This window comes from Sphingomonas sp. Marseille-Q8236 (assembly GCF_965112005.1).
In genome coordinates this window covers 1,232,610-1,246,561 of the sequence record NZ_CBCOPO010000002.1, presented here as the reverse complement: position 1 = coordinate 1,246,561, position 13,952 = coordinate 1,232,610, and the positions used below count along the sequence as shown (strand labels likewise).

Genomic DNA, 13,952 nt, shown 5'->3' with positions numbered 1-13,952 from the left:
GAGGAGGCGAGGGTATGGGGCTCAACGCTACCGCTCCTGCTCTCTCTGCCGATCAGGTGGCGTATATGAGCAACACGCGCCGGGCATTTTCGCGAACAGACATCATCCCGATTGACAAGCATCACGGCATAATATCGTATACAAATCGTCAGGGGCTATGAGGGACGCATGGCGCATCGAACCTGTTACTTCGCCGTATTGGTGCCCCTTGGGTGTCAGCGATCGATTCGTTGCATTGGGCCGGAAATCGCGGCGTGACGGACGGGTGGGGGTGCTAGGCCGGATCGGCGCGCACGGGACGCGACTTTCCATCTCACCGGGGAATTTCGGGAATGTCGATGGGGCCTGGCCTGAAATCGGCTTGGGCTGACCCACCAACCTCAACGACGAACTTAAGTCATTTCAAGGCGGCATAAACAGACCGTCGAAAATCCGCAGCAGGAACGGGGGCAGATCAGGAAAGATAAGAAGGGGACAGATCATGGCTAATGGAACGGGTCGTCTGCGACACTGGCGGCTGGCGAGCGTGGCGATCGGTGCGCTGATCGTGGGTGCGCAGGCAAAGGCGCAGACCGCGCCGACGGAGGGAAGCGGCGCGACCACCGCGGCGACCAGCGACGAGACGATCGTGGTGACGGGATCGCGTATTCGTCGCGATCCGTTGGACCAGAGTGCACCCCTGACCGCGATCGACAGCGCGGACATCGCTCGCACCGGCCTGTCCTCGATCGGCGACGTGCTGCAAAGGCTGCCCGGTGCGGCGGGCGGCCTCAATTCCCGCTTCAATCGGTCCGGCAACAACGGCAATCCCCCCGATGGCGGCGGCGTGGGTGCCGGTTCGGCCGAAATCGACTTGCGCTATCTGGGCAGCCGCCGGACCTTGGTACTGGTCGACGGCCTGCGCTTCATCAACGGCAGCGCGGCCAGCGGCGTGCCTGGCGCGGTCGACCTCAATGCCATTCCAGATGGCATGATCGAGCGGGTCGACGTGCTGCGTGACGGCGCATCCACCATCTATGGCTCGGACGCGATCGCAGGCGTGGTCAACATCATCACCAAGAAGCGGCAGAACGGCTTTCTGGCGACCGCGCAACTCGGTGCCTATGACGAGGGCGACGGCGTCACCCAGAACTACCAGTTGAGCTGGGGTCATCGTTCCGAGGATCAGCGGGTATCACTGGTCGTAGGGGCCAATTACATCAAGCAGGGCTCGGTCTTCGCCGGGGATCGCCCCTATTACGCCTTCCCCGATCCGGGCGCGACGGCCTGCACCAGCAGTTGTAGCTCGGGCACGCCCAATGGCAGGTTCATCATCAACAACCCGGTGACGGGGGAGTCGATGAACCTGACGCTGAAGAGCAATCCGCTGAGCCGTCCCCGTTTCGACCCCAGCGATCCCACGGGTGCGAACAGCGATTTCAAATCCTTCACGGTGGCGGACCGGTTCAACTTCCGACCCTATAACTATCTTCTCACGCCGCAGGAACGCGTCGGCGCGTTCGTCAACTTCACCGGGCAATTGTCGGATCGTGTCCGCCTCAGCACCAAGCTGATCTACAACCGCCGGACGTCGGACAATCAGGCGGCACCGCTGCCGCTGTTCGTCGGGCCGGATGCGGGCAACGGCAATCTGCTCGATACCATCTCGATCGACCGGACCAATCCGTTCAACCCGTTCGGGGTGACGTTGAGCGCCGGCAATAACGGCACGCCCGCCAATTACGGTTTTATCGGCCGCCGCTTCGTCGAGAACGGACCGCGCCACTACAGCCAGCGCGTCGACACCATGTACATGTCGAGCACCCTCGACGGGCAGTTCGGGATCGGCGAGGGGACCTGGTACTGGGACGCCAATCTCATCTATGCCGAAAATCAGGCCAAGCAGGTGGCGCACGGCAATGTGAACGCGGCCAATCTTGCGCTGGCGCTGGGCCCGGTCGCCAATTGCACCGGTACCTGCGTTCCGTTCAACATCTTCGGCGGGGCGGGCTCGATCACGCAGGCGATGATCGATTACGTCACCTTCACCCAGCGCGACCGGTCGGAACAGACGATGACCGACGCGACGCTGAACCTGACCGGCACGCTTTTGCAGCTTCCCGCGGGGCCGTTGGGGCTTGCGGCGGGCTATGAGTTTCGCCGCCAGACAGGCTCCTTCACACCTGACGCCATCGTCGCGGCCGGCCTGGGCTCCGACATTCCGGCGCAGCCGACCTCCGGCGCGTTCAACGTCAACGAGGTCTATGGCGAACTCAGCATCCCGGTATTGAAGGACGTTCCCTTCTTCCGCCTGCTGGAGGGCAGCTTCGCCGCCCGCTATTCGGACTATTCGACCAGCGGCAACCGGACGGTGATGAAGGGCGGATTGAGCTGGAAGCCTTTCGAGGATCTGCGTCTGCGTGGCACATGGGCGCAAGGCTTCCGCGCGCCCAGCATCGGCGAGTTGTTCGGCACGCCGTCGCGCTTCGACGGCGGCGTGATCGATCCCTGTTCGGGCCTGGCCAGCCTGCCGGCGAACAGCACGGTTCGTCAGAACTGCCTCGCCCAGGGGGTACCGCTGAACTATGTCCAGAACGGCCTGCAACTGCCGATCCTGACCGGCGGCAACCGCGCGCTGAAGCCCGAGCGGTCGGAAAGCTGGGTACTGGGCGGCGTGTACAGCCCAAGCTGGGCGCGAGAGGGTGGCTTGGCCAGCCAGTTGAGTCTGGAGGCCGATTATTACACCATCCGGGTCGATGACGCGATCTCGTCGATCGGCGCCGACGTGCTGCTCGCCAATTGCATCAATCAGAACGACGCCGCGAGTTGCGGTGCGATCACCCGGTCGGCCACGGGCAGCGGACAGATCACGCAAATCCGTGGCCTGTTGCAGAACATCGCTTCGCTCAAGAGCGAGGGTATCGACGTAACGCTGACCTACCGCAGTCCACGTGTGGGAGCGGGGACGATCGGGCTGACCTGGGCGAGCAATGTCCTGCTGGAATATTCCACGACGCTGCCGTCCGCGACGGGCAGCGAGAAGCTGGAACGCCAGGGCACGGAGCGCGGCGATCAGGCCTATCCGCGTTTCAAGAGCGTGGCGACGATCGACTGGTCGAGCGAGACCTTCCTGGCGTCGCTTACCGGTCGCTATATCGGCAAGGTGACCGAGCCCGCCTATGACAATCGCGAGATGAAACCGATCCTGTATCTCGACGCGCAGGTCGGGTGGACCTTGCCGTGGATGGACCGGCGCCTGACGCTGACCGCCGGCGTCAACAATCTGCTGGGTCAGCGTGCGCCGGATTGCCTGAGCTGCGGCGGGTTTGATCCGACGACCTATGATCTGCCGGGCCAGTTTGGTTATGCCCGTATCGGCTTCAAGTTCTAAGAATTGGGGCGGTCGGGGCAACCCGGCCGCCTTTCCATCGTCAGCCGACGATGCTCTGCCCCATTTCCAGCCGTTTGCCGTTGGTGACGATGACCCGGTCGCCCAGGCGGGTCGCGGCGAACAGCTTGCGCGCAAAGCCCAGCGGTACGCCGATACAGCCATGGGTGGCGTTCCCGTAGCGGACGTCGCTGGCATGGATGGCGACACCATCGTTGGTCAGCCGCAACATATAGGGCATCGCCGCGTCATAGAGGTTGGAGACGTGATCGGCATCTTTCTGAAGGATCGGAAAGACGCCCAGCGGCGTCGGCATGTTGTCCGCGCCATAGATCATCGCCGCCGTCCCGATCTCATACCCGTCGCGGAAGATCGACACGACTTGGGCCGCCAGATCGACGGTGATGACGATCGGCCCCTGCGGTGCGCCGCTTTCGTCCCAGACATAATCACCATGATGCAGCGGCTTGGTCAGCGGCAGGATGTGCCGGACGACGAAGGGCGTCGGGGTCGGGGTGGGCGCGGGGAAGGGCGCGGGTGGCGTCGGCGAGGGTGCGGCCCTTGGGGGTTGTGCGCGGTCGATGGCCGTGTCCTGTCGCCCGGCATGGCGCGACAACATCACGCCGCCTCCCACTGCGCCGATAAGAATGGCGCCCGCCAAAAGTTGCAAGGCTCGCATGACCAGCCTCTTACCGTCCCGCGCTGAACGAAGCGTTATCGCACTTCGATAGTGACATGGCCAAGCGCGCTCATCCCGTCGAGTCGCTGGTGGACGCTGGTGCTGCTGGGAACATGGCCCAGGCCCTCGACCGCCAGGACCACGGCATGCGCCGTCGGCCCGATCCGCCAGATGTGGAAGTCATGGATGCGCAGGTCGCCCGGTCCCTCCACCCGGTTCCGGACCTCGCTTGCCAGCACGGGGTCGGCGGCGTCGAGCAGCACCGACGAAGCCTGCCGCATCAGCCCCACCGACCAGTTGGCGATGACGACTGCACCGAGCAGCCCCACGGCAGGATCGAGCCACAGCCAGCCCAGATAGCGTCCCGCCACCAGCGCGAGGATCGCCATCACGGAGGTCAGCGCATCGGCCAGCACATGGATATAGGCGGCGCGCATATTGGTATCGCCGCCATGGCGATCATGAATATGGCCGTGGCCGTGATGATGGTCGTGCGCATGACCATGATGATGACCATGGTCATGCGCATGGCTATGCCCGTGTCCACCGCCCAGCATCCAGGCACTGACCAGGTTGATAAGCAGGCCCAGCACGGCAACCAAGATCGCATCTCCGAACGCCACGGGATGCGGATCGCCGAGCCGGACGATCGATTCATAGGCGATTCCGAGCGAGACCAGCCCCAGCACCATCGCCGACCCGAACCCGGCCAGTTCCCCGACCTTGCCGGTGCCCCAGCTATAGCGCGGATTGGCGACGTGTCGCTTGGCATAGGAATAGGCGATGGCCGCAATCCCCAGCGCCCCGACATGGGTCGCCATGTGGAAGCCGTCGGCGAGGAGCGCCATCGATCCGGTCAGGTATCCGGCGATGATCTCGCCCACCATCATTCCGGCGGAGAGCCAGACCACCAACCGAGTGCGGCGCGCATTTTCGTCATGGGCATGGCCCAGATAATCATGGCTATGGGTGATCACGACTTCGTCCTTCGGGGATCAACGGAAATGGCGGCGGAGCAGCTTGGCGAGTTCGGTGGCGGCGGCATTGCGTTCCGCATCGCTTTGGCCAGGCGCGGCGACATGGGCGTGGAGGTGATCCTCGACCAGTTCGTCCATCAGGCCGGCCACCGCACCGCGCACCGCCGCAACGAGGTGCAGCGTCTCGGCGCAATCAGCATCCGCGCCGACCGATCGCTCGATCGCGGCGACCTGCCCCGCGATACGCCGGACCCGCGCGATGATCTTTTCCTTGCTGGTGGTGACGTGCGCCATAATGGATAGGGGTATAGGGTATATTCCTATGGCCGACAAGAGGCGGCTTGCCTGCCCCGGTTCGCTTGGGCCACATGGCGGCCACAAGGCGATTAGGGGAAAGATGGGATGCGGACGGCACTAAGCTGGATCGGAATGGGTTTGGCGCTGGCGATGGCGGTGCCCGCCAGCGCCGAGTCGATCCTGTTCGTGGGGAACAGCTTCACCTTCGGCGCGAATTCGCCGGTCATGCGCTATCGCCCCGATCTGGTCCGCGATCTCAATCGTGAGGGGATTGGCGGCGTGCCCGCCTTGTTCAAGACTTTCGCCGAGGAAGCGGGGCAGGATTGGACCGTTAGCCTGGAGACCGCTGGCGGTCGCGACCTGGCCTATCATTATGAGCAGAAGCGGCGTGAGATCGATGCGCGGTGGGATGTGGTCATCCTTCAGGGGTATAGCACCCTGGACGCGAAGCGCCCTGGCGACCCGGCCCGTCACGCCGAGGCGGCCGGGCTGATCGCGGCCATGCTGCGCCGCGCAAATCCGAATGTCCGGGTGGAGCTGGTGTCGACCTGGAGCCGCGCCGACCTGACCTATCGGTCGCCCAGCCCGTGGCGGGGCAAGCCGATCGCCGCGATGGCCGAGGATCTGGCGGCGGCGAATGTCGGGGCGGTGCGCCGCTTCCCCGAGATTTCGGGCACCATCCCGGTGGGGCAGGCATGGAACCGCGCCTGGGCGGAGCGGGTCGCCGATCCCAATCCCTATGACGGCATCGCATTCGGCCAGGTCGATCTGTGGACCTGGGACCAGTATCACGCCAGCGCGGCGGGATATTATCTGGAGGCGCTGGTGATCTTCGGGAAGGTGACCGGCTTCGACGTGCGGCGGCTGGGCGAACAGGAGCGGGCGGCACGCGACCTGGGGCTGGACCCCCAGCTCGTTCGGCGATTGCAGGCGATCGCGCATGCCGAGGTGACGAACGTCACGCCGTGACGACGGCCCCGTCGCACACGGTGACCGGCCATGGAGTAAGAAGCTGACCCATGCAGGGACCCCCCAGGCATGCGCCGTCTTCTACCGCAAAGATCGCGCCGTGCCACGAGCAGGCGATCCGCTCGCCATCGGGGGTCAGATAACCGTCGAGCACCTGCGCGAGGGGCAATCCCATATGCGGGCACCGGTCGACATAGCCATACACGTCATCACCACGCCGCACGACGAACCCATGAAAACGCCCCGCCCGCATTTGCAGGACGAAGTTGCGCGCCGCCCCATCGGCGATCGTCTCGAGCGGGCCCAGCGTGATGCCGGGCGGGGTCACGGTCAGCCTTTGGTCGCTCACCCTGCGTCTCCCTGCGCCTCGGGCGCCGCTTCGGGCACAAGTCGGCGCAATTGCGCCGCAACGGCGGTCAGGCGGGGATAGGGGGACAGGTCTATCACGAAACGCTCGGCATTATAGACCTGCGGCAGAAGGATGCAGTCCGCCAGGGTCGGCATATCGCCATAGGCATAGCCTGCGCCGTGACGCGCGATCAGCGTCTCCAGCGCCGCGAAGCCCTGCTCCACCCAATGCGCTATCCAGCGGCGGATGCCGTCTTCGCCCGCGCCCATTTCCGTCCGCAACATCGTCAGCACGCGCAGATTGTTGATCGGATGAATGTCGCAGGCGATAATCGCCATCATGGCCCGAACCATGGCCCGCCCGGCGGCATCGCCGGGGAGCAGTGGCGGATCCGGATAGCGTTCCTCCAGCCATTCGAGGATGGCGGGGCTCTGGATCAGGACGCCATCGGGGCCTTCGAGCACGGGGACGAGGCCCTGGGGTTGCAGCGCGCGAAACGCATCCGTCCGCTGCTCACCCGTCCGGAGGTCGTGCGCGATACCGGCATAGGGCAGCCCCTTCAGCGCCAGCGCCAGGCGCACGCGATAGGCGGCGCTCGACCGCCAATAACCATGGAGCGTCAGGCTCATGGCAATCGCGCCTTGGGGAAGTCCTTCCACACCGCGTCATAGTCGAGTTGCGCATGGGCCAGCGCGTGCGTGGTCGGGCGATAGGGCCAGCAGCTTTCGACCATGAAGGCCATGGTCCCCTCGATCCGGTGCGGTTTCAACTCGGCGGCGCTCGCCGCCTGCCAACTGGCATGATCGGGGCCGTGGCCCGCCATCAGATTGTGGAGCGACAGGCCGCCGGGTCGAAAGCCTTCGGCCTTGGCGTCATAGGCGCCGGTGATCAGCCCCATGGCTTCCGACATGACGTTGCGGTGGAACCAGGGCGGGCGGAACGTATCCTCCGCCACCATCCAGCGGGGCGGGAACAGGACCAGGTCGGCATTGGCGCGGCCGGGCACGTCGCTGGGCGAGGTCAACAGGGTGAAGATCGACGGATCGGGATGATCGAAGCTGACCGTGTTGATCGTGTTGAAACGCGACAGGTCGTAACGCCACGGTGCCAGATTGCCGTGCCACGCCACCACGTCGAGCGGGCTGTGGTCGAGCGTCATCGTCCAGAGCGAGCCGAGGAACTTCTGCACGACGGGCGTGGGCTCGTCACGATCCTCGAACCACGCGACCGGCGTCTCAAAGTCGCGCGAATTGCCCAGCCCGTTCGCGCCGATCGGCCCCAGATCGGGCAGGCGAAACAGGCTGCCATGATTTTCGGCGGCATAGCCCGCCGCTTCGCCATCGGGCAGTACCACCCGGAAGCGAACGCCGCGGGGCACCAGCGCGATCTGGCCCGGCGCGATGTCGAGGCGACCCAATTCGGTCAGGATGGTCAGCCGACCCGCCTGGGGCAGGAACACCAGCTCGCCGTCCGCGTCGACGAACACCCGATCCATGTCGCGGTTGCAGGCATAGACATGCACCGCCACGCCTTCCAGATCGGCCGGATCGCGATTGGCGAGCATCGTCGTCATCCCGTCGATCCAGTCCGTCCCCGCCTGCGGCATCGCCATCGGGTCCCAGCGCAAGCGGTTGGGGGGCAGGGGCGCGCCGCTGGTGCCGGGGGCGAAGCGCGGGGCACCGTCATACGGCCGATACGGCGGGTGCTCGGCGGTGGGGCGCAAGCGATAGAGCCAGGATCGGCGATTCTCGTGCCGCGGCGCGGTGAAGGCGGTGCCGGACAGCTGTTCGGCGTAAAGGCCATAGGCCGGGCGCTGCGGCGCGTTGCGACCGATGGGGAGGGCGCCGGGGACTGCTTCGGTCGCGACATGGTTGCCGAAGCCGGGGATGTAGGACGTCATCATGTCTCTCCTCTCCACGACAGGCCGGCGCGTAGGACGGGACAGCTTCTGTCCTGCGCACCGGCCGGGCGCGCTTGCGCATCTTCGCGTGCGGATCGGTCGACGCCTATGCGTCGACCTGGATCACGCCGCGCCGGATCTGGTCCAGCTCGATGCTTTCGAACAACGCCTGGAAATTGCCGTTGCCGAAGCCCTCATTGCCCTTGCGCTGAATGATCTCGAAAAAGATCGGGCCGACCATGTTTTCGGTGAAGATCTGGAGCAGAATGCCCTCGCCATTCTCCACCGACCCGTCGATCAGGATACGATTGCGCTTCAGCCGGTCGAGGTCCTCGCCATGGTTGGGCACCCGCTTGTCGACCAGTTCGTAATAGGTCTCGATCGTGTCCTGAAGCCGGACGCCGTTGGCGCGCAGCTTTTCGACCGTTTCGTAGATATTGTCGGTGGTCAGCGCGAGATGCTGGATGCCCTCGCCATTATATTCGCGGATGAACTCCTCGATCTGGCTCTTCTCGTCCTGGCTTTCGTTCAGGGGAATACGGATCGCCTTGTCGGGGGCGATCATGGCCTGGCTGAACAGGCCCGTCGCCTTGCCCTTGATGTCGAAATACTTCTGCTCCTCGAACCCGAACAGCTTGGAGTAGAAGCCCGACCAGGTCCGCATTTCGCCGCGCCGGACATTGTGGGTCAGGTGATCGAGCAGATCGAGCCCGACATTCTTCTCGGCCTCCGCCTGCTGCCATCCGCTGATCTCGTTCCAATCGGCGAACAGGTCACGGCCTGCCTCGACGAGGTAGAGATAGCTGCCGCCAATCCCTTCGATCGCCTTGGCGTCGGGGGTCAGGCATCCTCGCGACGCATCGACCGGCACCGCACCGCCGCGCACCGCATGGTCGAAGGCTTTGGCGGGATCGGCCACGTAAAAGCCCATGCCGCTGGCCGAGGGGCCATGCTCCGCACGGAAATCGGCGGCCTGTCCACCCCCCTGTGTGTTCAGCAACAGCGTGATCCGCCCCTGCTTGTAGCGGGTGATCGCCTTGGTCGGATGACGATGGGTGGGCACGAAGCCCATCATGTCGAACTGACGCGCCAGCATATCGGGCTCTGGGGTGGTGAATTCGCAGAAAGCGAAGCCGTCCAGCCCCAGCGGATTGTTCGGGGTGGTTGCCATGACGTCCAACTCCTGATCCAGTATCGTGAGAAACTAGATCGCAGAACGGAGAATTGGTGTCAAATGTTACGATCTCGCGAATTGCGGCTGGACGCCTTTCTTCCCTATCGCCTGTCGATCACCTCGAACCTCGTCAGCGACCATATCGCCAGCGCCTATCAACAGCTTTTCGGGCTGACGATCCCCGAGTGGCGGCTGATCGCCATCGTGGCGGAGGAGGGCGGGGTCGCCCAGTCGAGGGTGTGCGAGCGGAGCCGGATGGACAAGGTCACGGTTTCACGCGCCGCCATCGCCATGGTCGGGCGCGGGTTGCTGGAGCGCACGGCGCATGACGGCGACCGGCGATCGCATTTGCTGGTCCTGACCGACGCCGGACGCACGCTCTACGCCGATGTCGCGCCCAAGGCTTTGGAGTTGGAGGCGCAACTCTTCGCCGGATTCGAACCCGAGGAACTGGACCGTTTCGTCACGATGCTCCAGCGGATCGACGCGATCGCGCTGTCGCTACGCGGCCGACTATCGGCCTAGGATGGAGCGATACAGCGCCAGATAGCGATCGGCCATTCGATCGACCGAGAAGCGGGTCGCGGCGATATTTCGGCATGCGGCGCGGTCGATCGTGTCGATCCGTGCCAGCGCCGCGACGGCCTCGTCCACGGTGTCGACCAGAAAGCCGTTCACCCCGTCTTCGATCAGCTCCGGCATCGATCCGCGCCGGATCGCGATCACCGGCGTGCCGCAGGCCATGGCCTCCACCACCGACAGGCCGAACGGCTCGTCGAAATTGATGAGATGGAGCAAGGCCTTTGCCTGGCCCAGCGCGGCGACACGGTCCGTGCCACCGACGGGCCCGCGATAGACGATCCGATCGCCATCGACATGCGGCGCGACCTCTCGCTCCCAATAGCCTTGATCCTGGACGATCCCGGCCATGACCAGCCTCCGGCCGGTGGCCTGCGCCACCGCGATCGCCTCCACAGCACCCTTGTCGGGGTGGATGCGTCCGAAGAAGAGCAGGTCGTCGCTGCCCGCGGGATCGAACGGGAAATCGTCGATCGGAATGCCGTGATGGATGGTCTCGGCATAGCGAAGGCGCGGATGGCGATCGGCGTCCGATATGGCGACATAGTGAACCCGATCCTGATAGGGCTCGTACATCGGGACGATCCGCTCGGACGAAAAGCCGTGGATCGTCGTGACCATCGGCGTATCGACCAGACCGGCAAAGGCATGGGCGGGGAAATCCGCCTGGTTGTGGATCAAGTCGAACTCGTCCGCCCGCTCGAACACGGCCGCGAGGTGGCGCATTTCCCAGACCTTCGCATCGATGCTCGGATCCTCGGAATAGGGTGCGGGTACTGTCCCGGCGAGCGTCGCGCGGGTCACGCTGTCCTGCGTTGCGAACAGCGTCACATCGACACCGCGTTCGACCAATGCCTCGGTCAACAGGCTCGTCACCAACTCCCAGGGACCATAGGCGCGCGGCGGGGTGCGCCACGCGATCGGGGCGATCATCGCGATTTTCATGCGGGATTGTCGACTTTCAGGATCAGCCCCTCGTCGGGGCGAAGCAGGGCAGGGCTGGTATCCGGCAGCGGGCCGGGCAGGGTGGAAAGCAGCGGACGCCCATGCGGCAGATCGACGGCAGCAGGCTCGTGACCGAGATTGAGTGCGATCACGAAGCGCGCGCCATCCTGCTCACGTTCATAGGCCAGAACAGGGCCTGTCGCCTCGATCAGCCGGATCGAACCCGTAGCCAGCGAGGGGGTAACCCGGCGCAGCGCTAGGAGTTCGCGGTGCAGCGCGAGCATCGAGCCAGGCTCCGCCAACTCGGTCGCCACGTTGCGATGCTGCCAGTCCTGCCCCAGCGGCAGCCAAGGTTCGCCATTGGTAAAACCGCCATTCGCGCTGTCGTCCCACGGCATAGGTGTACGTACCGGATCGCGGCCAAGCCCCAGTCCCGGTTCGCGCAGTTCGCGGGGATCACGGACCCGGTCGGCGGGAATGTTGCCATTTTCCATACCGAGTTCGTCGCCATAATAAAGCGTCGGCGTGCCCCGTAGCGTCAGGAGAAGCATTGCCGCGACCCGTGCCTGGCCCGCGCCACGCTTGGTGGCGCTACGGGGGCGGTCATGGTTGCCCAGCACCCAATTGGGCCAGCCGCCGGGGGGCAGGGCGGCTTCATATTCGGCGATCATGCGCGCCAGATGGCGTGCATCCCAGGGCGCGTCGATCAACTGGAAGTTGAAGGGCAGATGCACCCCTTCGCCTGCCTGTCCATAATAGCGCATCAGCCGTTCGACGGGCAGGTAGATTTCGCCGATCAGGACGCGGTCATCCCCCTCGCGGCTGAACGCGTCCGCAATGGCGCGCATGTCGGCGGCAATGTCGTGCACTTCGGGCTGGTCGGTGGAATGGAGTTGGAACACCCGGTTCATCTCGCCGGTCGCCGGGTCCCAGTCTGGGTTGAGCGGATTGTCGGGAAAGCCCGCATGCTTGACTATATGCCACAGTACATCGATCCGGAACCCGTCGACCCCGCGCGCGAACCAGAAGCGGAGCACGTCAAGCATCGCCGCGCGCACCTCCGGGTTGCGCCAATTGAGATCGGGCTGCTGCTTTAGAAAGGCGTGGTAATAATATTGGCCGGTCTCGGCGTCCCAAGTCCAGGCGGGGCCCCCGAAATCGCTGATCCAGTTGTTAGGTGGCCCACCATCGGGAGCGGGATCGCGCCATATATACCAGTCCCGCTTGGGATTATCGCGCGAGGATCGGCTTTCGACGAACCAGGGGTGCTGGTCAGAGCTGTGATTGGGCACGAAATCCAGCAGCAGCTTCAATCCGCGGGCATGCGCCGATGCGAGCAGGGATTCGAAGTCCGCAAGGCTTCCAAATCGCGGATCGACCCCGCAATAATCTGCGACATCGTATCCAAAATCAGCCATAGGTGACGGAAAGATGGGCGAAAGCCAGATCGCATCTATGCCCAGTTCGACCAGATAGTCTAGCCGCGCCTCGATCCCGCTCAGGTCGCCGATCCCGTCGCCATCGCTATCCTGAAAGGACCAGGGATAAATGTGGTAGAGGACGGCGGACTGCCACCAGGGGCGCGCCGTCATGCGAAGGCGCTCTTAGGCAGGCGGGTCATGCGACAGGCCAGGTCAGCTTCCCCGCTCGCGACCAGATAATGGTCGCCCATGTCGACGATGCCCGTCGAGAAGACGACTGGAGTCGGCAGATACATCTGATGCGCGATCGAGGCGGTCAGGCCGGGGTCGGCCTCCAGAACCGGGCGATTGTCTTCCAGTCGCAGGATACGGGTGGGATCTTCCCTGTCAAACAAGGCCCAAAAGCTGCGATAGATACCGACCGCCTCGCGCCGCTCGACGCCGTGATACAAGGTGAGCCAGCCTCGCTCGGTCAGGATCGGCGGCGTGCCCCCGCCGACCTTCATCGCGGAGGTCGATGTCTTGCGAGCACGGATGCCGGGCGTCTCGACCGGCTTCCAATGCAGCGCATCGGGCGAGGTCGCGAAGTTGATCGACGGGCCGCCGACAAAGGGGCTGTCGTCCGGATAGGCGAAATAGACTTCGCCCAGCGGCCGGGTCAGCGCCATGAACCGCCCATCGATGAGCCCTTCGAAGAACAGCATGTCCTTGTTCTGATGGTCGAGGATGATCCCCGCCAGCCGATAGTCCAGACCATTGTCGGAAATGTGAAGCGTCGTCGAATGCCGCTCCGCCGATACCGAACAGCTGGTCATGTACCAGCGGTCCCCGACGCGACTGATCCGGGCGTCCTCGACACCGTAATCCTGATAGGTGGCGGCGGGTTCGATCGCCTTGTCGTAATGGACCGCGACGATCCGCGTTCCGTCTGGGGTGAGCTCGACCGGCAACAGCCAGGATAGCGAGGTGAGCGCAAGGATACGATGCGCGCTGCCCCGGATGGCGAATTGCCGGGGATCGGTCATATCGACGGCGTCCAGCGGGTAACGATCGAGCACATAACCCGCCGCCGTCCAGCGGATCGCGCGGACATGGGCGCCATCGACGGGCTGGCTCAATGCCTCCGCGACGCGGACCATCAGCAGCAGATTGCCATTGGCCAGCCGGGTCATCCCAGGATTGAACGCGCCCAGCACATAGGTGGGCTCGGCTATCCCGCGCCGCAGCGGGGATCGCGAAAGATCGACATCATCGGGGCGAAAGATCAGCAGGTCGTCGGCCATGGGCCCGCCAAC

The 13,952-nt window shown here is 64.6% G+C and carries 13 protein-coding genes; 3 read left to right on the top strand and 10 right to left on the bottom strand.

Annotation, left to right across the window (positions count from 1 at the left end):
- Positions 1-481 precede the first annotated feature (481 nt).
- A complete protein-coding gene (locus tag ACWPWT_RS18235; protein WP_454280856.1) occupies positions 482-3,370 on the top strand; it encodes a TonB-dependent receptor domain-containing protein in 2,889 nt (962 codons plus the stop codon).
- 40 nt (positions 3,371-3,410) lie between these two features.
- On the opposite strand, the gene ACWPWT_RS18230 is transcribed toward ACWPWT_RS18235, so the two are convergent.
- Genes ACWPWT_RS18230 through ACWPWT_RS18220 form a run of 3 tightly spaced genes read right to left on the bottom strand, consistent with a single transcriptional unit; the run spans position 3,411 to position 5,317 of the window.
- Positions 3,411-4,046, bottom strand: a complete 636-nt coding sequence (locus tag ACWPWT_RS18230) for a L,D-transpeptidase family protein (RefSeq protein WP_454280855.1) — start codon at positions 4,044-4,046, stop codon at positions 3,411-3,413.
- 35 nt (positions 4,047-4,081) lie between these two features.
- A complete protein-coding gene (gene dmeF / locus ACWPWT_RS18225; protein ID WP_454280854.1) occupies positions 4,082-5,023 on the bottom strand; it encodes a CDF family Co(II)/Ni(II) efflux transporter DmeF in 942 nt (313 codons plus the stop codon).
- A gap of 18 nt (positions 5,024-5,041) precedes the next feature.
- Positions 5,042-5,317: a metal/formaldehyde-sensitive transcriptional repressor gene (locus tag ACWPWT_RS18220; protein WP_454280853.1), complete on the bottom strand. Its 276-nt coding sequence runs from the start codon at positions 5,315-5,317 to the stop codon at positions 5,042-5,044.
- Positions 5,318-5,425: 108 nt separating this feature from the next.
- Between ACWPWT_RS18220 and ACWPWT_RS18215 the strand changes: the two genes are divergently transcribed.
- A complete protein-coding gene (locus ACWPWT_RS18215) occupies positions 5,426-6,289 on the top strand; it encodes a PEP-CTERM sorting domain-containing protein (RefSeq protein WP_454280852.1) in 864 nt (287 codons plus the stop codon).
- Here ACWPWT_RS18215 and ACWPWT_RS18210 read toward each other — a convergent pair.
- The 4 genes from ACWPWT_RS18210 to hppD all read right to left on the bottom strand — a co-directional run bounded on the left by ACWPWT_RS18210 (position 6,279) and on the right by hppD (position 9,709).
- A complete protein-coding gene (locus ACWPWT_RS18210; RefSeq protein ID WP_454280851.1) occupies positions 6,279-6,638 on the bottom strand; it encodes a Rieske (2Fe-2S) protein in 360 nt (119 codons plus the stop codon). The genes ACWPWT_RS18215 and ACWPWT_RS18210 overlap by 11 nt on opposite strands.
- Positions 6,635-7,267 carry a maleylacetoacetate isomerase gene (maiA, locus tag ACWPWT_RS18205; RefSeq protein WP_454280850.1) on the bottom strand — a complete coding sequence of 211 codons (633 nt, stop codon included), beginning with the start codon at positions 7,265-7,267 and terminating at the stop codon, positions 6,635-6,637. Before maiA ends, ACWPWT_RS18210 begins: the two co-directional genes overlap by 4 nt.
- Complete coding sequence (gene hmgA / locus ACWPWT_RS18200) at positions 7,264-8,538, bottom strand: homogentisate 1,2-dioxygenase (RefSeq protein WP_454281006.1); 1,275 nt, start codon at positions 8,536-8,538, stop codon at positions 7,264-7,266. The genes maiA and hmgA overlap by 4 nt, the downstream gene beginning before the upstream one ends.
- Before the next feature lie 106 nt (positions 8,539-8,644).
- Complete coding sequence (gene hppD, locus ACWPWT_RS18195; RefSeq protein WP_454280849.1) at positions 8,645-9,709, bottom strand: 4-hydroxyphenylpyruvate dioxygenase; 1,065 nt, start codon at positions 9,707-9,709, stop codon at positions 8,645-8,647.
- A 63-nt stretch (positions 9,710-9,772) separates the two neighbouring features.
- Here hppD and ACWPWT_RS18190 point away from each other — a divergent pair, with 63 nt between their 5' ends.
- Positions 9,773-10,237 (top strand): MarR family winged helix-turn-helix transcriptional regulator, encoded by a 465-nt coding sequence (locus ACWPWT_RS18190; protein WP_454280848.1) that lies wholly within the window; start codon positions 9,773-9,775, stop codon positions 10,235-10,237.
- On the opposite strand, the gene ACWPWT_RS18185 is transcribed toward ACWPWT_RS18190, so the two are convergent.
- From ACWPWT_RS18185 to ACWPWT_RS18175, 3 genes are read right to left on the bottom strand one after another with little or no spacing between them, the layout of a single operon-like run.
- On the bottom strand, positions 10,226-11,236 hold the full coding sequence (locus ACWPWT_RS18185) for a glycosyltransferase family 4 protein (protein ID WP_454280847.1): 1,011 nt from the start codon (positions 11,234-11,236) through the stop codon (positions 10,226-10,228). The genes ACWPWT_RS18190 and ACWPWT_RS18185 overlap by 12 nt on opposite strands.
- Complete coding sequence (locus ACWPWT_RS18180) at positions 11,233-12,828, bottom strand: alpha-amylase family glycosyl hydrolase (RefSeq protein WP_454280846.1); 1,596 nt, start codon at positions 12,826-12,828, stop codon at positions 11,233-11,235. Before ACWPWT_RS18180 ends, ACWPWT_RS18185 begins: the two co-directional genes overlap by 4 nt.
- Positions 12,825-13,940 carry a glycoside hydrolase family 130 protein gene (locus ACWPWT_RS18175; RefSeq protein WP_454280845.1) on the bottom strand — a complete coding sequence of 372 codons (1,116 nt, stop codon included), beginning with the start codon at positions 13,938-13,940 and terminating at the stop codon, positions 12,825-12,827. The genes ACWPWT_RS18180 and ACWPWT_RS18175 overlap by 4 nt, the downstream gene beginning before the upstream one ends.
- Positions 13,941-13,952: the final 12 nt, after the last annotated feature.

Coding starts and splice junctions, on each gene's coding strand:
- ACWPWT_RS18235 (WP_454280856.1), top strand. CDS start 482: ATGGCTAATGGAACGGGTCGTCTGCGACACTGGCGGCTGGCGAGCGTG.
- ACWPWT_RS18230 (WP_454280855.1), bottom strand. CDS start 4,046: ATGCGAGCCTTGCAACTTTTGGCGGGCGCCATTCTTATCGGCGCAGTG.
- ACWPWT_RS18220 (WP_454280853.1), bottom strand. CDS start 5,317: ATGGCGCACGTCACCACCAGCAAGGAAAAGATCATCGCGCGGGTCCGG.
- ACWPWT_RS18215 (WP_454280852.1), top strand. CDS start 5,426: ATGCGGACGGCACTAAGCTGGATCGGAATGGGTTTGGCGCTGGCGATG.
- maiA (WP_454280850.1), bottom strand. CDS start 7,267: ATGAGCCTGACGCTCCATGGTTATTGGCGGTCGAGCGCCGCCTATCGC.
- hmgA (WP_454281006.1), bottom strand. CDS start 8,538: ATGACGTCCTACATCCCCGGCTTCGGCAACCATGTCGCGACCGAAGCA.
- hppD (WP_454280849.1), bottom strand. CDS start 9,709: ATGGCAACCACCCCGAACAATCCGCTGGGGCTGGACGGCTTCGCTTTC.
- ACWPWT_RS18190 (WP_454280848.1), top strand. CDS start 9,773: ATGTTACGATCTCGCGAATTGCGGCTGGACGCCTTTCTTCCCTATCGC.
- ACWPWT_RS18185 (WP_454280847.1), bottom strand. CDS start 11,236: ATGAAAATCGCGATGATCGCCCCGATCGCGTGGCGCACCCCGCCGCGC.
- ACWPWT_RS18180 (WP_454280846.1), bottom strand. CDS start 12,828: ATGACGGCGCGCCCCTGGTGGCAGTCCGCCGTCCTCTACCACATTTAT.
- ACWPWT_RS18175 (WP_454280845.1), bottom strand. CDS start 13,940: ATGGCCGACGACCTGCTGATCTTTCGCCCCGATGATGTCGATCTTTCG.